Raw genomic sequence first — 19,038 nt, forward strand, 5'->3', positions numbered from 1 at the left:
GCCTCCGGCTTCCTTCAGATTCCACCTCACGGTGGACACCCTTGCCCTTGGCTAACGGTAGGCGCTCGCCAGCCCCCGTTCGGGACTTTCACCCTAAAGATGACGCCCATGCTGGGCGTACAAAGATAAAAAGCAACTCATCCGCAGATGAGTTGCTTTCTAAAGATTCTTATGATTTTAGTTACTACTTTTGAATTGTGACCTCACCGCTTCACCTTATAAAACTCATGATACAACTTCATGAGCGCCCTCTTCTCAATCCGCGACACATAACTCCGCGAGATCCCCAGCTCCTTAGCAATCTCCCGCTGCGTCCGCTCTTCCCCGCCTGTATCCAATCCAAACCGCCCAACCACGACTTCCTTTTCCCGGTCATCTAAAATATCAAGATTACGATATATCTTGCTCTTCTCGATCTTCAGATCGACTTCTTTAATGACATCATCAGCCTCAGACCCGAGGATATCGATAAGTGTAATTTCATTACCTTCCTTGTCTGTCCCAATCGGATCGTGGAGAGATACATCTTTACGTGTTTTCTTCAAAGATCTAAGGTGCATCAGGATTTCGTTTTCAATACAACGGGCAGCAAAAGTGGCTAGCTTTGTGCCTTTGTTCGGTCGATAACTCTCGATGGCTTTAATCAAGCCGATTGTACCGATGGAGATTAAATCCTCCATGTCTTCTCCGGTATTATCGAATTTCTTGAGGTTATGGACACGATGTGATGTCATTTTGATCGTACTACATCCCATGTAAGAGATAATCGCTCCACCAGATTCACTGAGAATGATAAACGAGACGGCGATTGGAATCAGTAACCACTCAACGAACTCAACTTTTTTCTACATAACTAAGGTCCAGCAAAGCAAATAAAAACGGAACTGCTGCTTTAGATAACCAGTCATTCCGTTTTTTCACCTTTATAATCCCCTACTCATAGTAACAGGGTTTATATTAAAAATTCCGACTTGAGAAATCGATTTTGAAATCCCCACTAATAACTTAACACAAGTAAATAAGCACAGATCTAGATTATAAGAATTTAAGCCTTGGTGACGAATTTTGTTCTCATATTATGATTCAGCATTGTTTCCATACTCCACATGTGTGGACTAAGCATTATTGATAACATCAAAATAGATGCAGGAGTATTCACCTTAGTTATCTATTTTTTCGTTGGAGTCCAAGTGGCTATTCCGTCTCCCGGGCATGCAACTACTAACCATAAATTATCAAAAAGAACTCCTGATTGCCAACACTCATACTTTTCATGAAACCCGTTAATAAAAAGAATCAAACCGGATTTCAATGTGATGAATAAATGTGGAGATATTTCACCAATTCTTATTTGAGTTACTTTCTGACGTCTTATTTTGTATAAATTCCAGTATTCCTCTTCTTCAGTCATATCTATCATTTCGAGTTCTGAATCCGGAAATGAACCCGTAGTGTTTGGGTAAATTGACCATTTAGATTCAACATTCAAATAAACAAAATCTTCATCGCTATTCCTGTCATAATGAGTAAAGTAAATTTTTGTTGTCGCGGGAGATAATCCAAATTGTATCCCATCAACACTCGAACCCACAAATAAGTGGTGGAGTGTCTCTTCAGCAATTAGCCTTTCCTCGTTGTTCATTCTAAACCACCTCAATTAAAATTGAACGCCAATTTCCTTCTGAATTATTAGAGAACCACGATTCAATTCCTTAACTAAGAATTTGTCATTCAGCACATTCTTGATTCGACTTAACGCCTCATTTGAAACAATGCTGAATGGTTCTGACGATGGTTGCTCAGCGTCTAGGACTTCCTTATAACTTGTCGGAGCCCCTAATTCATGATAGGTCTGAATTGTGTTTACTTCAAAAGAGTTCCATATCTTTTCAGAAATATTAAGTAGAGGCACTAACTTCGTACTATCGTACTTCAAATATTTATCATCTACGAAGATGTCATCTTCAGGAAGAATCAAATGCAAGACAATTTCGTTTGATTCGTACATCCAATATAAACGAAGATGTCTGAACAAATCCGACTCAAGAAGAATTTGTTTATAGTCATGCTTTACATGCTGGTCAAATCCCAGCTTGAATTTCTTTGCAAGTTTAGATGTATTCCATTTTATTATCTCTTCTAGCGTGTTTTTCTCTGACATCGAATAACCCGACTTAAATGGAAATTGGCTAAATATTATGTTGTAAATCTCACTGACAAAACTTTCATTGTACGTTGAAAACGGAAAAGAATAATGTACTGAAAAATATGGTGGCATTGAAGCAACTCCTATTTGTTATTGTACTTTATACAATTTTACTATTTTTATAAAATTCCTCTTTTTGGGACGAGAAGTTTCTAATGTATCTAGAAAGATAAACCATCTTTAGTATGTCCACTTGACGCGGAGCCTCTAAGGGCACGATTACTTGCGAATAGCGGCGAACCACAAGTGAGTCGCCTGGCATCAGCCTATCGTCCCCACTTCTCCACGTAAAGTTATTCAATGAGGCTTATTCATGCTTCTTCCATTTTAGGGAAATTCTCATCAAAAAATGAATCATCATCAATGATATCCGTATATTTTTCAATTCCTTTGATAAGGTCTTCCGTATCTATATCTTCTGTTAACACAATATTTTTCTGCTTTCATTACCCATCTTGAACACCTGGATGTACAAATACCTATTCCATGTTCAGCCCTTCCGCAGCTGTTGCAACAGCTTGCGTACTATGGCTTCTGCTGACTCCTGTGCGTTCAGTCTACTTTCTCAAGCAGGTCTACGAAGTGACTTCGCCTTCCGCACAGATCTCCCCAGGTAAGAACGCTATCTTTCTCTCCATCTATCTGCTCCATTTACTCTCGTACGCCTTTGGTAGTATGGACTTTGATTTGTTATGCAACCTCATCCAGCCTACGTTAGCCTTATATGAAGTTCATGTTCCTCAGACCGGAGATTTGCCGCTGGCTTCCTTTAAATTCCACCTGCGGTGGACACCCTTTCTTTAAGCTAATGGCTACTACTGCCTTCGCCATTCGGGACTTCAACCCTATAGATAGCGCCCATGCTGGGCGCACATAAAAAAAGACCTAGGAGATTGCCTCCAAGGTCATTGAGTTTACTGATTCCTCAATTCATCAAACAATGCTTTTCCACAATGCATAGGCTTTGCCCAAGTGTCTATTGGCAAGTTATACATCTTATAAAATCTTACTCTTTTTTCTTCAAACGCTTTCTTGCTTTTTGCTAATACCAAATCATTCGCCAAATCAATAACTGCTTTCAACCTCATGTCTATAATTTGCATATTGAGCTTGATAGAGACATCTTCACATATTTGTAGTGCTTTTTGGAATGTGTCTATTGGATTCGTGACGGCGAATCGAATTGATATTTCTTCAACAACTCTATTTGCTTCAATTGATCCTGCATTGATTTCTATCTCAATTATGCAAGAGCCATCAGCGAAAACGAAATAACATTCAGGATCACTGCCTTGTGACATATCTTTTGGAGTGTAGGAGTTAACAAATGGGAACGAAGCGATTAAGGAGCTAACCTCTCCGAAGTTTAACTTGTTCGTCCCGTTGACTACCAAGAGCTCATCGTCAAACATAATTTCATTGCCTGTTGGTACTAAAAGTAAGTTATAGCACTCCAATCCCAAGCCAATCACCATTCCTAATTTCCATAGTAATAACCATCCAAAAGTTGCTTCCTCGTAATTCCGCGTGCATTTATTTCCTGTTCTGTTAAAGTTCTTGTTGGTATATTTTCTATTCCTGCTTGTTTAGCTGCTCGCACTCTATGATGGCCGTCCACGATGAGTTTCTTGCCATTGATTTCAAATATCTCAACAGGGTCGCCAGTCCATCCGTTTTTCTTCATACCTTCAGTTAACTTTTTGAGTTGGGATTTAGTGATTGCATCCCCTGTCCCCTCTAAGTCCCAAACTCTCGTCAAATTACAATTCGTATTATGCACCCAAATTCCGATATCCGTTACATAATAGGTATGATAGTCTGCAACCGTAAAATTGTAAACCGTGACATTCTCTTCAAGTTTAATAAACTCAACCTTATCAATTGTCAGATTGCTTCCGTCAGCCTTTTGGAGTTTGTCACGTGCCTGAAGCTCATCCGCGAAGACCCAGCCTTTCTCCTCTACCCAGAACGGATGGTTATTTGTCGTCTCGATGATTTGCTCCCCAACGTACAACTTAATAATATCATCACGTTGGTTACGGTATAAACCTGTTACTTCTTTGTAAGCCAATTCTCCATCCGAGTTATTCTCATCCTTGGAAAGAACCTTATCTCCGACTTCAATGTCTTCGATATTCTTCTCCCCTTCGTCTGTTTGAACCTTTGTCCCCGCTATAAAGCAGTTACAACCAGACTTTTTGGAACCTCCCGCTCGGCCGCTTAGACCACCTGCCATGCCTGCAGCATACATCATAACATATGCCGCCTCTTGTGATTCATAATACGCATTCACTAACTGATCGCTCGCCCAATCAGACCTGCCAGCACTATTCGTATACGCACTTGTCCCTGTTAATAAGCCATACAAGTAATTATATTGATTCTCATCCATGATACTGTCAAAGCCGTAGCGTTCCATTATTTTTGTTTTGTATGCGTTAAAATATTTACTGTCTTTACTGATAGAACTCGCTTCGCTCAGCAATTGTTTTAATTCTTGAACGTCATAAGTATCCTTTGCAAAATGTCCGCTCGGGTCAGTATATCTCAACGGATTATTATGCACATACGTATACAAATTCTGACTCAGCGGATTATCAATCTGCCCCTCATACGTATCCTCATTTAAAAACCGCCCCATACTCGGATCATAATATCGTGCACGCAGATAATAAAAACCAGTCTCTTCATCATACACTTCCCCTGTGTACTTGAATGGGTTTGGCGTTTCTTCTTTTTGGCTGGTAATGTTGCCCCACACATCGTAGGCGTAGCTATTCACTATAGCACCACTCGTATCTACCATCTGTACTACATCGCCGTGACCATTGTACAGATAATAGTAATCTTTACTAGCGGTCTTGTCTTTCTTCACCAGTACTCGGTCGCCTCGGACATACGTGGATTTCTGCACGATATTATTCCCATTTAACTTTTCTTCCGTAATAACCTGTCCATTAAAATCATAGTTTACTTGCGTATGCGTGCTACCTTTGCTCTTTACCGCACGAAGTCCGTCAGCATAGTACTCGAACCTCGTCTCGCTTCTGTTCTTCGTTACGGATGTTAACGTATTCCACAAGTCATAACTATAGCTAGTATCCTCAAAAGAAGCTACTGGATCACTCACACTTTGTTCCATCGTCAAGCGGTTACCACGTACATCATACGTATACGTATCACGCCCCCCACCCGGATGTACTGTTGCTATTAAGCGATTCAACGCATCATACGCAAAAGTTGTCGTTTGTTCCGTTCCATCTTTTTTCGTTTCCTTGACCGAGATCACATTTCCGTTATTATCATACCCGTATACATATCTAGAAAGTACACTACTTCCCTTTTGGTTCGTAATGCTCTCGACCCAGTTCAGCGCTTTGTTATACGTATACGCTGTCTGGAGCACACTGCCGTCCGTCAGAGTCGGATAGGTAATGAACTTCACTAGGTTATTGGCAGTATAACCGTATTGAACATTGGCTGCTGATGCACTGTCCACTACAGAACTTCCGTTTATCTGCACTTTGTCCAATCTGGTTTTGTTGTATTGGTAGTTTACATAAAAGCCTAAGTAGCTATCATTCAGTTGTGTCATTCGACCAAGCGCGTCCCGCTGGTTCAGTATATAAGCAGAGTGGGCAGCTACCCCAGATGGATAGACCGTACCGCTCATACTCCGTACCTGATTCAAACTGTTCACGCGACTGCTCTGCACAGCCTTCATAGTTCCATTGAGATAGGTTTTAGTAGTCTGCAAATTCGGCGAGCCATCGCTATGTATCACTTCAGTTTTCTGTGTCTGAGGTACATTGTTGATATTACCACTGACCGTACTTGATTTGAGCCCACCAATTTCGTCATAGTTGTATCCGAACACACTGCCGTTACGATCGGTTTTGCTGGTTAGTTGCCCTAATGCATTATAGGATAAACTTTCACTTTGAGAAGCCCCGTCCAACTTACTCGTCAATAACCCAACTTCGTTATAGTACTTGGTATTCAGTGTTTGCTCTGTTTCACCTTTAGCTTGCACCGTAACTTTCGCTAACTGGCCATTCCCATCGTACATATAGCGTGTGCGCTGGTTCAATGCATCGTAGACGGAGGTGAGACGATTCAGTGCATCGTAGCTATACGATGTTGTGACACCCGCTTCGTTCAGATGATTCGCAGGATCCGTGTAGCCAATCACGTTACCATTAATATCGTACCGATAACTTTCCGTTAAAGGCTGTGATTGACTCGGCCAGTCTTTATAGGTCTTCATATTAATTGGCTGGCCCCATGGATCATAAATAGTTTCCAAGTAATTCAATCGTTCTTGAGTATCGGCAGCAACCATGTAACTTTCTGTCTTGCGCTGTTTAAGATTATGATCCGTTACATATAGATTGTTATTAGCATCTGTTGCACGGTTCTGCCTTCCCCATGCATCGTAACTAGCCGTAATCTCATTGCCTAGCGTATCCTTTTGATAGGTCGGTCGTCCCTGATCATCATAATGGTAATGGGTGAAGACCCATTTGCCCACGTTATCGTCATAAAGCTCATCCATTAGGGCTAGACCCAATCCGTTATAATATACAGCAGAATTGGTTTGAACCTTGCTGTTATTAGAGAGCTGAGTAACGGTTTTGATGGTATTCACTTTTAAGGTATACGTTCCTGCATTCTCCGAATCAAAGTTTGAGGAAGTCTGATTATAATAATTGTAATCGATAACCTCTCTCGAGGTTTCTCCATTGCTATTTGTTCGAATCGGATGTGTTTCTTTTTTTAGACGACCTGCTGCATCATATTCATACGTCGTAGTCTGATCGTTGCCATCACTTTTACTTTTCAGCAAACCCGTTCCCAAATCGTAGCTCATCTTGGTCTTCACAATTTTCTGGTCAGACTTCCCGATGTTGAACCACTGCTGTTGTTCTGTCGGGTAAGCATAATGATTCTTAGATCCGTATATCGATACGGTTTTAGACACCAATTGTCCTTTTGCCGTCTTTTCAGCCGTCCATTGGGAGATTCCGCCCAAGGTATCGCGGTTATCATAACTATATATGGTTTGCTCACCCAATGCGTCGTTCGTTACCGTCGATAGTCTTCCCTTGTCGGTATAGGTGTATCGTTCAATTGATGGGGCCGGATCGGATTCATTCTGGTACCAAGACCTAGACTCCTCTAATTGATATTTCGGTTCATAGCTTATCGTAGTCGTATAGTGTTGCTTTAGATTTGAATTGTTAATTTGTTCCGACGTTAATGGTTTGGTTTGGGTACTGACCTTTCCCCAATTTGTATATGTTGTTTCTGCATACAAATGATTAGCACCGGCCTCGCTATCCCCAACACCATACTCGGAAATCGTTGTTTTCGTGGGGAAAAGCTCGAAGAGACCATCAAATGCTGTATTCGTAACGACCTTGCGCTCCCCATTAGCTGCTTGCGTGTCGGTAGATAGCAATTTTCCTTTACCATCAAAATTCCGGGTGATTTTAAAGTTGTTGGCCGCCGTATCGCTTTTTAAAGTAACCGTGCTGCTATAGCGATTATTTTGCTGTAGATAAGGCGGATAATACGTCGGAAATCCAGTATAGTCACCTGTATACGTATACTGAAGCCAATTATATTTTTTTGGACCTGTTCTATCCACCCTTGATAAGAGTCGAAATTGATGAAGGGTTTGATCTTCACCTATATTTCTGGAAACCCGTTCATACGTATACTCTATTTTTGATTTAGGATATATAACTTCTTTTAGCAACGTATGATAGTTTTGATTTCTTGCACCCGGATAATCACTCCATGTTTGATAAAATGCAGTTCCTTCCTCATAGTCGAAGTAGGTTTTGTCCCCATTCTGATCTGTAACAGACCATAGTACAGGCAAATAGACTTGGAGTTCATTCACTTGCACAAGTTTTCTACCTTTAGTCAAGATGACCTTTTGGACTTCAGTTCCATTTTGCTTAACTCGAATTGTCACATTTTCACCGTTAAATATCTCTTGTGTATTAAGATTATCTTCATATTCAAAAGTAATCTCACGGCCCACTGTATCTGTAATTGAAGTGATAAGGACAGATCGGATACCATCAATATCTGTTATCCGATGCTTAAAGTTAATTGTATTTCCAAAGCGGTCTACAATCCCGATAAGTGCTCCATAAAAAGAAAAATACTCTCGTCTCTTATCCTCGAATTCAACGTAGTACCAGGAATCTTCCTCTCCGTTATTAAATTCATGGTACTCATTGTTATAGACAAAACGCATGTTTTTTTGTTTGTAATTCAGGAGATGTGTGTAATTTGTAAATTCATCAATATTTTGTTCTGGATAAGTGATTGCGGCATACACCCCACCTTTCCCGTCATGATAATAACGATAATCGCCAATTTTTTCGATCGAAGGAAACTGAAAGGACCAACCTACCCCTAAACTATTCATCTTGAAATAATGGTCATATCTATCTGTGTAAGTATAATTACCTGAAGTACTATATGCTCTTTCAAAAGAATGTCCTTGATTGGAGCTGTACATAATCCCAATATCCAAATCTAGGCTATCTCGGCCGGGTAAATGAATTTGATTCTCTTTCCACGTCAATGATCCGGAAACAGGATCAATCACTTCATCAGTAGTATTACGATCTCCAAATTGAGGTTTGTTGGTTTGATTAAGCTGAGCACGAACAACTAGTCCGTCAAATATGCCAGCGACCCTCATATCAAAAGCAGTCACCGTTGAAGCCGCGATTTTCAATTTATCTGGAGAAAAAAGGTCCTCTCCATACACTAGCGAGGTTATGCTCGGAAATTGTTGAAAAATCGGATCATCCTGGTAGGTAGAATTTTGAACCGAAGATGGGTTCTTCTTCTGGATAGCTTGATTTTCTAATTCCCCTTGTATGTCTTCCCAGCTTAGCTTTCCTTCTTGCTTCCACTTTAATAGCTCAAGTAAGGTTTGATTCGGTGAATCCTGCATCAGATAATTAATCCAATAGACATCTTCAATGGAAGCTCCGGCCAAAAACAGCTTTTCGATTTCAGATTCGATTAAATCTTGTGATACTACTCTTTGATTTGTACCCGTTCCACCTGAAGAGACCGAATGATTGAGTAATCCTTGCTTCTCAAGCGTTTTAACTTTAATTGATACAATAGCCTCAGACAATTTCGGATCATAGGTGGCTACCTCCACAGTAGCCTTCTCATCCGGCAATGGAGGAATGGAGTCCTGCCAACCTTCTTCTTTGAATAATTTACTCGCAGAATTCTCTGGACGAATCGTAGGTGTAGGCTGTGGTCCCGAATCCGTTGAAAAATCCAAAAAATCTGACGGTGCAGGTGATGGAGCAGGTAAATCTTGTGCTTTGTTTATGTAAGTTTGATCAGAAGTACTTTTAACGGTTGTACTCGCTTTCGCAGTTCCTTCCAAAATGTTTGGAATGATCAGAAATAAACACATGATGACCATTAATATTTTTCTCACTAGCTTTATTTTTCTCAACTTAGTTTCCCCCAGGAATTTATTTGGTTACCTCACAATTGAGCTATATTCTCTATCATCCTATGAAAAAATTCCCCACTATTTATCTGTAAAAATAATAGTTCATTCCCTATTTGATTCATTTGTTCTTCAATGTACCTTCCTATCTCTGAGGTGCAGGTGCATTAATATTAATTTTGTATCTCCTCTTTTACTTCCACTCACTTCTTTACTTCTACTGAAATATCACCAATCATCATTCTGTTCATATAAGCATCATACGAATAAATATGGGTGACGTATGTTCCTGTTTCGTTGTTATGTTTAAAGAAAGGAATTCGAATTCGCCAACTTGTAGGACTTAAACGTTCCCCCTTAATCCATGGATCCTCTAAATCGTCTTGACCATTACTTACCGTCCAAGTTGGAAATCGAACATCTGTAACACTAGAGGGAACTCCTTCTATCGTAATATCGTAAAAACTGCTGCTCATGTATGCAACACTCGGAGCTGTGATTCTTGTATTATTCGTCACATCAAATACCCAAGCTCCACTATATTTCCCATCTGCATAAATATGAGTAATATATCGTCCAGTTTCTGAATGATGGTTTGAGTAAACTACGGTTCCCTTCCACACCCCATTTGCAACCTTAATGCCTTCAATCCACTCTAAATCATCCTGATCCTTATTCGCTGTCCACGTTGGAAACTGGACTTTTTGCGTTTGCGGATCTACACCATAAATAAATACATCGTAGGATACTCCAGATATGTCCGTTTCCTTTGAACCACCTGTCCCCCCCTTAACATTAACTGACGTGCCACCTAGCATTTCCATGTTTCCATATTTATCAAAAGCGTAAATATGCGTAATATAACTACCTGTCTCATAATTATGACTACTAAAGGGGATTCGAATCTTCCAAGTCGTCTCATTTACTTTTTCGCCGATTATCCATGGATTTACCAGATCATCTTGCCAATTGTAATCTGTCCACGTAGGAAATCGAATTTCTCTAACATTGCTCGCGATTCCTTCCACAAAAATCTCATAATATCTATCCGCCAATGATACTTCTTGAGGTGAGATCACTCTTATGTTATTTTGTACCGTGGCAGTTAATCCGCTGACTGCTTTGCCATCTGCGTAGATATGTGTATTGTACTGTCCTGTTTCTTTTCCGTGCTTAGCTAGTACAACTGTTCCTTTCCATAATCCATTAGTAAGCCTCTCACCCGCTATCCATTCCAAGTCATCTTGTCCACCTTGTTCAGTCCATGTCGGAAAAGTCACCTGTTGGATACTATCAGAAACCCCCTTTAAATAGATATCATAGGAAAGCGCTGAGCTACTAAATACATGCGATGTTGACGAATAGCCTTTACTCTTCTTTATCAGATTTCCATTCCTATCATATGTATATTGAATGGTTGAGTTATCGGGATAAATTTCATTTTCTAGCCTGCCTTGATTGTATACATATAGGGTTTGTGGTTTGGAATTGCTACTTATATCCACCATAATATAGTTGGCATACGTTGTGTCCTGGGCAGAAGCAGTCGGAATAAAATCTCCATATCCTAAAAAAACTACTAACACTCCCAATAACAGCATTGTTGTTTTTAATATCTTCATCTGCATAGTACTCCTCTATCCCTCTTATAAGTTCTTCCGTATTAAGTTACCGTTTGCATCATAGTAGTAATGAACAACAGTCCCATCTGAATATCGAATGTATTCTATTCGTCCTCCTGCGTTGTAGTGGTATTCTACAGGAGTATAGGTTTTGTATGGTAAGAACAACTTGGATTGAGGCACGATCTGCTTTATCTGGCTAGCACTAGACCAGGATAAAATAGCGTTTGCCCCTCCACTATTTTCAAAATACTCAATACGAATGTCATAGTTTTGATCCGCTATTAATGAGATAGGAAGGCTGGTCAGTTCACTTGCCTGGGTGACCCATTGGTCTATGATCAATTGACCATTCACCCAAAGTCGAGCCCCATCATCCGAATTAAAATAGAAGGTATACGTTTCGTTATACATCGGGCGAATCGTTCCCGTCCATCTTGCTGAGAATGTATCCCCGTCTATGCTAGCATCTGGGGAGCCAAGTCCCCACCCAAAATGAATAGCAGGGTCCGTTCGAGTGAGTTTAAGGTCTGTCAAATCTATATTGTCGTAGTACTCACCTATCAAGCCGACACCGGCTAATTTAGCAGGGAGATACAACTGACTCTGCGGTATGAATTGTTTGGTCTGACTAGGACTTGTCCATAATAATCCAATGGCTGCGTCGCCTAGATTTTCAAAATACTCAATTTGAATATCGTATTGTTGGTCTGCAATTAATGATATAGGGCTGCTTTCAAATTGACCCGACTGATTTTCCCACCGATTAAGAAGAAGTTTACCATCTATCCATAGACGTACTCCATCATCCGCATTTAAATAAAAGGTATAAATTTCACTGTATTTAGGCTTAAGTGTTCCTGTCCATCGGATTGAGAATGTATCGGTTCCAATGGAGTCATCTGGAGATCCGGCACCCCAATTATAATTAAGATCCGCATCGGTTCGTGTTAGCTTTAGTCCAGTCAAATCCATATTGTCATAATATTCACCCTTCAGACCTGTGCCCGAAATTTCAGCAGGTGGATACAACTGGGTTTGTGGTACAATTTGCTTGGTTTGACTGGGGCTCGACCACTGAAGGATAGCCGTTGCTGCTCCGCCATTTTCAAAATATTCGATACGGATATCATAATTCTGTCCTGCCATCAATGTAATCGGTAGACTCTTCAGCTCGCTGGCTTGTGTCACCCATGTGTCGATTAGTAATTGACCATCTATCCAAAGCCGAACACCATCATCTGCAATCATATAATATGTATAGGTTTCACTATATTTAGGTTTGATCGTTCCTGTCCATCTCACGGAAAATGTATCCGCGCCAAGAGAAGGGGCTGGAGAGCTCAACCCCCAATTAAAGTTAAGATTAATATCCGTACGTGTTAGCTTAAGTCCGCTCAGATTTATATTGTCATAGTATTCCCCCTTCAGTCCTATACCTGAGACTTCTACCGGCGGATTTAACTGACTTTGTGGCACGACCTGTTTGCTTTGACTTGGGCTTGCCCATTGTAGAATGGCCGTTGCCCCTCCGCCATTTTCAAAATACTCGATACGTATGTCATAATTTTTCTCCGCAGTTAAGGTTATGGGTAAACTCGTCAGCTCGCTAGCTTGTGTCACCCATTTATCGATGAGCAATTGGCCATTGACCCATAAACGAACCCCATCATCTGCAACCATATAGAAAGTATAGGTCTGGCTGTATTTCGGTTTGACGGTACCCGTCCATCGAACAGAGAAGGAATCCTCCCCGATGGAAGAATTTGGTGATCCTAGCCCCCAGCTAAAATCTACATTAGAATCCGTTCGTGTGAGGGTTAGTCCTGTCAGATCCATATTATTGTAATATTCACCTTTAAGACCGTTGCTGGCTGCGGCTCCTGCAAGATTTGGTGAAACTACTGGCTGCAGTAAATCATTAGTTCTGAGAATCTCACAAAATATGAAAATTAGTACAACCGTAAAGCATGATAAAGAAACCTTTTTTAGAAAGCTCAATTTTTCTTTTCTCCTTTCTATTGTTGTTTGTTCTCACTGATTCACTTTACTTTTCTATATAAGCTCTTAATTGAATCCTAATTCCAGTGAGATATTCTATAAAATCATCATTAAAGTAAAGTTATGTATATACAATAATAAACACTGATCTCAATCATACGACAAGACAAAAAATTGTTAAAGAGTGGTAATTTGTCGAAAAAACAGATGAGAAGTCGAATAGTAAAACTTCAAATGCTAAGGTATGTATTATTTGTACTTAATGAGTGAATTGCGGTGTGAGAGTGATCAGGGGAGTATGTAAAAATGGTGTTTCAAATAATGAGATCGTGTTTAATATCGTTTGTTATAGAACAAAACCCACACGAGTCCCAAGACATTGTGTGGGTTTTATAGAATAATGATTTTGCGTCTACTCACAATACTACTCTCTTTAACAGCGCACCATTATTATTATAATTATGCATAATGATGTGACCGTCAGGTAAAAGTATATAGCTCAGTCTTCCATTTGAATCGTAAAAATATCGAGTTTGATTCGGTATATCCGATTTCCATTTTTCTAGAACTGTCACTGGGTTAATGGCCACATGATCTATATCTAGATAGGCTTTTTCTTCCCCCCCCACTGCAAACCTTATTCTTATATATTTTGTTTGCCATTTAGGAGTGATCAAAATCGAATGATAGTGCCATTTCCACCCCCCATCATTTAAGCTTCTGCTACTTTCAGTAATAGTGTTATCATTATCATCCACTTCAATTATAGTTATTTCTGCGTGTCCCGTAGATAATGTATATTTCATAAAGGCACTAATATCATATGAACTACCATAACTAACAGGGATTCGATCCGAAAGAGCATAGATGTAAGAATTAGAATCTCCGAGCCCGTTATATAACCGAAGTTGGGAATTCCCATCAATAGGTTCAAAACCTTGTTTCGAAGCAATCGCTTCTTTACTTATTCCATTTCGCCAAGTGGTTTCCCAAAAATCAGGAAGACCATTTTTATTAAAATCATTTTCATAATCCCCATTTATATCGATAGGATTCAAAAAAACATTGTCAATGTCCAAGTAAGCGCCTTCTTCGCCCCCCACTTCTAAACGAATCCGAATGTATTTCGTCTCATTTCTAGGAAAAATCGATACATCATGGTTGTGCCATTTCCAGCCACCATTTGAAAAAGCACGCTGGGTTTCATTGATATTTTTTCCACTGTTATCAATTTCAATAATGGTTATTCTTGCATCACCAGTTGGAAGAGTGTATCTCATCGAAGTGTTTATTTTATAGGCTACACCTTTCACAATTTTGATAGGATCTGACAAAGCGTATACATAGGATTGAGAATCCCCTATGCCACTGTATAGTCTAAAATGGTTTGAGCCTTCCACTGGATCGAAGCTCTGAATTGATGCAAAAGATCCTGCACTGGTTCCATTTCTCCATACAGTTTCCCAAAAGTCAGGAAGACTATTACCATTTTGATCTCTCTCAAATCCTCCGTTAATATTAATTTCGCTCTCATATGAATATGCAAGAGTAGAAAAACAAAGTGAAACTCCTAGTATCGAAAGTATCACTAAGAACTTTTTCATTATATCCTCCACCTAATCCCTCTCTAAATAAGCAATAATCGGATTCCAACTTGTGCCGTCATAAGCGTTCGTACCATTTTTATTTACGATAAAATAGATTGAATCTGCTGCATTAACTTTTACCGTTACACCTACTTCATAACCTATGTTGTTATTGTATTCCAATTTTTGTGACCATAATTGAGTATTATTTTTCAACACCTTTACGATCACACCGTCTCCACCGCCCGTGTTATTCTTGGCCACATTCCCAGCTATTCGAATGAATCCTGACTTTGGTGCAACCCATTTCCTTACCGAGTCAGCTTCGGCTGGATGTTGGATATCTTTATATATAAGTGTATAGGGACTACTTCCTTCCCATTGACCATTCTTATACTTTAAATCTGAATACTCTGTTCCACTCCATTGCTGGTAATACCAGTTTCCATTGCCCTGTATATTACCGTAAGCTTCATAAGCTGATTGAGATTCCATATATGCAATTATCGGTTTCCAACTTGTACTATCATAAGCGTTAGTACCATTTTTATTGATTACAAAGTAGATTGGATCTCCTGCATTAACAGCGACTGTCACTCCTACTTCATAACCAGTACTGTCGTTATAGGCCACTGTTTGAGACCATAACTGAATATCCTTTTTCAATACCTTAGCGACTACTCCGTCACCACCATTTATATCAGACTTGGCAACATTACCTGTTACTCGAATGAGTCCTGACTTTGGCGCTATCCATGTCCTCACCGAATCGGTTTCGGCTGGATGGTGAATATCTTTATTTATTATTGTATACGGACTACTTCCTTCCCAATATCCATTCTTATACTTTAAATCCGTATATTCTTTTTCATTCCATTCCTGATAATACCAGTTTCCATTGCCTTGTATATTACCGTAAGCTTCATAAGCTGATTGAGATTCCACATATGTAATAACCGGCTTCCAACTTGTACTATCATTAGCATTAGCACCATTTTTATTGATTACAAAGTAGATAGGATCCCCCGCATTAACTGCGACTGTCATTCCTACCTCATAACCTGTACTATCGTTGTAGGCCACAATTTGAGACCATAACTGAATATTCTTTTTTAATACCTTAGCGACTACTCCGTCTCCTCCGTTTATATCAACCTTGGCTACATTACCTGTTATTCGAATGAGTCCTGACTTTGGCGCTATCCATGTCCTCACCGAATCGGTTTCGGCTGGATGGTGAATATCTTTATTTATTATTGTATACGGACTACTTCCTTCCCAATATCCATTCTTATACTTTAAATTCGTATATTCTTTTCCATTCCATTCCTGATAATACCAGTTTCCATTGCCTTGTATATTACCGTAAGCTCCAATCGCAGATGAGACATCTCTAATTTCGTAGAATCCATTGACACTTCCCTCGTTAGATTTAGAGATTAAATTGCCTTGTGCATCATAATGGAAAGAAACACTACCGCTTCTTGTATTTAAAGAGGTTAGTCTACCAGAAGAATCGTAGTTATAATTAATAGCATTCTCTGGGTTGCTATAAGCAATAGAAGATTTAGCAGTACAAGCTAATATAATTAAACAGACTAATCCTAATGAACTCTTTATCAACTTTGAATACTTAATATTTTCAAGAATATTTTTCATTGTTTTCTCCAATCATCTCAAATTAATATCTCCTATAATGGGCCACTGTTTGAGATCCTCTCAGTTATCTCACACTTCGAGTTAATACTCTTTTAAATCTTGTAAGCGCATCCCCCAAGTAGGCAAGTCGCTTTTTAAATACTCCTTCGTTTATCTCTAATTATTATCTAAATTATTGTCTATCCTTACCGCTTCATCTTATAAAACTCATGATACAGCTTTATATCCTTCTCAATCCAAAACTCACAGCTATGTCTTCTCTGTCCAAACAAAAACGTCCAATAACAATCCCTTTTTCCCGAACATCTAGAATGTCGAGATTGCCGTAAATCTTGATCTTCTAAATCTTGAAGTTGATTTCTTTAATAAGATCATCAAATTCAGAGTCGAGAATATCGGTAAGAGTGATTTCGTTACTTTCTTTATCCGTTGCAATAGGATCATACGAGGAAACATCCTTAAGATTTTTTTATTGAACGTAAGTGTGCGCATCAGGATTTCACACTCAATACAATGAGCCTCATATGTGGTTATTTTTACCCCTTTGTTCAACCAGCAACTTGCAACCGCCTAAATTAACCCTAAGGTGTCCCCCTGAATTTTAATCCTCCATGTTTTCTCCGGTATTATCAAACTTTTTAGATTTTTGATATAATGCCACGATTACACATTTGGATATCTAATAACTCATAAATGGTTTATCGTAACCGAGCTTACTTGTGGTGACCACAAGTTCTCCTTGTTCCCACTCCACTTTATCTTTAGATAATTGACATTGGAAAGATCATGTAATGAATAGGTGTATTTGGTCCAATCCGCTGTCTTCCCAAGTCTTACAACCTGAGGGATTTTCCTACTCCACTCAGTTCCATTAGCTGAAATATAAAACTCTAAAGTACCACCTTCGCTTTCATCCTTGTACACAACAGAATGAAAGCTACGTATCTTATCATGTTTCCAAATGACTTCCTCATCTGTGAATTGCGTCCTCATTATCCTAGATGTATCGTTGTCAAAAAATGAAAGATTGCTGTTATCCAACCACAGATTACCAGTATGAGATAACGACCTACTCCAATCACTTACGTTGTCTGTCATTGATTTCATTCCTGTTTTATAATTCATCAAGACTTTAGTAATTTGGGGAGTCCAAAAATACCCTTCGGAGCCAGTCCATACTATTTTCACAAAATTCGTGTCTTCCAGATTGTCTAAAGCATATATAATTTGTGGCCAATCCTCATATTGTTCACCTTCTATAATATCCGGTACACGCAATCTCCAGTTCACTCCATCAAAAGACGTATAAATTTTAAAATGAGACATATTTTCCGGATAGAAGAAGGTCCTGGCTTGAAAGCTTACCATCCCATCTTTCCGCCAAACGATCTCCTCTGAAGTCAGAGATGTTCGCATGACCCTAGAAAAATCATTATTGAAGTTTAACGGATTACTGCTGTCAAAATATAGATTATCACTTCGAGAGTACGTCATGCTAAAATCACTTAATTCATCTGTAAGGGTATCAACATTCTCTTCATAATGCATAATTACTTTACTGATTTGAGGTGACCATATTTCTCCCTCTCTGTTATTCCAGCGTATCTTCACATAATTGGCACCCGTCAAAGGCGCAAGGGTATAGGAATGTTTAGACCACCCCCCGGAGCCTTGAGCTACAGTAACTGTCGGAAGAGCTTTATCCCAATCCATTCCATTTACAGAGGTAAAGTAATCAAAGTAATTACCTTTATTATTTGAATAGGTGATCGCCTGAAACACTTTTAAACCTGTTTGCTTCCACACAATTTCATCATCAGTAAGCATAGTTCTCGCAGCCCGTGAATGATCGTTATCAAAATACGCCGCATTACTCTCATCCAAGTATAACGAATTGGTGTGATAATACGTTTGATCCCAGTTATTAAGATCATCCGTTCTAATCACAATATTATTCAATGCCGTTTTTCCTAGAGTATTTCCGTTTCGGTCATATGAAAAGTAGTAGTTTCCTTGACTCGAAAAAGAATATACTAGTCTTCCATTTGAATTGTGGTAATTTGATGTCTTTACTGGAGCCGCGCTGGCTCTTTGATCGAGCAAATGAAAATGAATACTTAGTATTAAAACAGCCAAAATTATAAACTTCAGAAATTTTTTCATTTTTATTCCCCCTATATAATTTAAGCCATACGTTCCGACATTGAAACTCTCCTAATCTCAAAGACATCGAATAATAAAAAACTAAGATTTTATATTTTATGTAAAATTCTATTATATTTTTTTGAGTTCGACATCATCTATCGATATTGAACCACCGAAATGAATACCCCATATTAAATAATACGTAGACAAATTTCCCGTTGTAATACTTATAGTCTTATTTGTTACTTTCCCGACCTCTCCCGTCCATTGTGTGAAGCCCTTATCTCCGAATAAATATGCTTCTGAACTTCTGGC

At 39.2% G+C, this 19,038-nt stretch carries 12 protein-coding genes; 1 reads left to right on the plus strand and 11 read right to left on the minus strand.

Annotated elements, in window-relative coordinates:
• Positions 1-203 precede the first annotated feature (203 nt).
• From sigK to L1028_RS29230, 3 genes are all read right to left on the minus strand, one after another.
• Complete coding sequence (sigK, locus tag L1028_RS29220) at positions 204-755, minus strand: RNA polymerase sporulation sigma factor SigK (protein ID WP_341482592.1); 552 nt, start codon at positions 753-755, stop codon at positions 204-206.
• A gap of 413 nt (positions 756-1,168) precedes the next feature.
• Positions 1,169-1,642 carry a hypothetical protein gene (locus L1028_RS29225; protein ID WP_234541630.1) on the minus strand — a complete coding sequence of 158 codons (474 nt, stop codon included), beginning with the start codon at positions 1,640-1,642 and terminating at the stop codon, positions 1,169-1,171.
• A gap of 15 nt (positions 1,643-1,657) precedes the next feature.
• Complete coding sequence (locus L1028_RS29230) at positions 1,658-2,161, minus strand: hypothetical protein (protein ID WP_234541631.1); 504 nt, start codon at positions 2,159-2,161, stop codon at positions 1,658-1,660.
• A gap of 531 nt (positions 2,162-2,692) precedes the next feature.
• On the opposite strand from L1028_RS29230, the gene L1028_RS29235 reads away from it, so the two are divergent.
• Positions 2,693-3,010, plus strand: a complete 318-nt coding sequence (locus L1028_RS29235; RefSeq protein ID WP_234541632.1) for a hypothetical protein — start codon at positions 2,693-2,695, stop codon at positions 3,008-3,010.
• Positions 3,011-3,120: 110 nt separating this feature from the next.
• On the opposite strand, the gene L1028_RS29240 is transcribed toward L1028_RS29235, so the two are convergent.
• From L1028_RS29240 to L1028_RS29280, 8 genes are all read right to left on the minus strand, one after another.
• Positions 3,121-3,681 carry a hypothetical protein gene (locus L1028_RS29240; protein WP_234541633.1) on the minus strand — a complete coding sequence of 187 codons (561 nt, stop codon included), beginning with the start codon at positions 3,679-3,681 and terminating at the stop codon, positions 3,121-3,123.
• A 2-nt stretch (positions 3,682-3,683) separates the two neighbouring features.
• Positions 3,684-9,713 (minus strand): polymorphic toxin-type HINT domain-containing protein, encoded by a 6,030-nt coding sequence (locus L1028_RS29245; protein ID WP_234541634.1) that lies wholly within the window; start codon positions 9,711-9,713, stop codon positions 3,684-3,686.
• A gap of 200 nt (positions 9,714-9,913) precedes the next feature.
• Positions 9,914-11,332, minus strand: a complete 1,419-nt coding sequence (locus tag L1028_RS29250) for a GBS Bsp-like repeat-containing protein (protein ID WP_234541636.1) — start codon at positions 11,330-11,332, stop codon at positions 9,914-9,916.
• Between the two features lie 24 nt (positions 11,333-11,356).
• Positions 11,357-13,333, minus strand: coding sequence for a PA14 domain-containing protein (locus L1028_RS29255; protein WP_234541638.1), 1,977 nt, complete (start codon positions 13,331-13,333; stop codon positions 11,357-11,359).
• Between the two features lie 416 nt (positions 13,334-13,749).
• A complete protein-coding gene (locus L1028_RS29260; RefSeq protein WP_234541640.1) occupies positions 13,750-14,937 on the minus strand; it encodes a hypothetical protein in 1,188 nt (395 codons plus the stop codon).
• A gap of 12 nt (positions 14,938-14,949) precedes the next feature.
• On the minus strand, positions 14,950-16,590 hold the full coding sequence (locus L1028_RS29265) for an RHS repeat domain-containing protein (protein ID WP_234541641.1): 1,641 nt from the start codon (positions 16,588-16,590) through the stop codon (positions 14,950-14,952).
• A gap of 675 nt (positions 16,591-17,265) precedes the next feature.
• Positions 17,266-18,741 carry a hypothetical protein gene (locus tag L1028_RS29275; RefSeq protein WP_234541642.1) on the minus strand — a complete coding sequence of 492 codons (1,476 nt, stop codon included), beginning with the start codon at positions 18,739-18,741 and terminating at the stop codon, positions 17,266-17,268.
• Between the two features lie 111 nt (positions 18,742-18,852).
• Positions 18,853-19,038, minus strand: a 186-nt coding sequence (locus L1028_RS29280) for a hypothetical protein (RefSeq protein ID WP_234541643.1), incomplete at its 5' end; no start/stop codon positions are given.

It is taken from the genome of Paenibacillus pseudetheri (assembly GCF_924513355.1).
Taxonomy (GTDB): domain Bacteria; phylum Bacillota; class Bacilli; order Paenibacillales; family Paenibacillaceae; genus Paenibacillus_AQ; species Paenibacillus_AQ pseudetheri.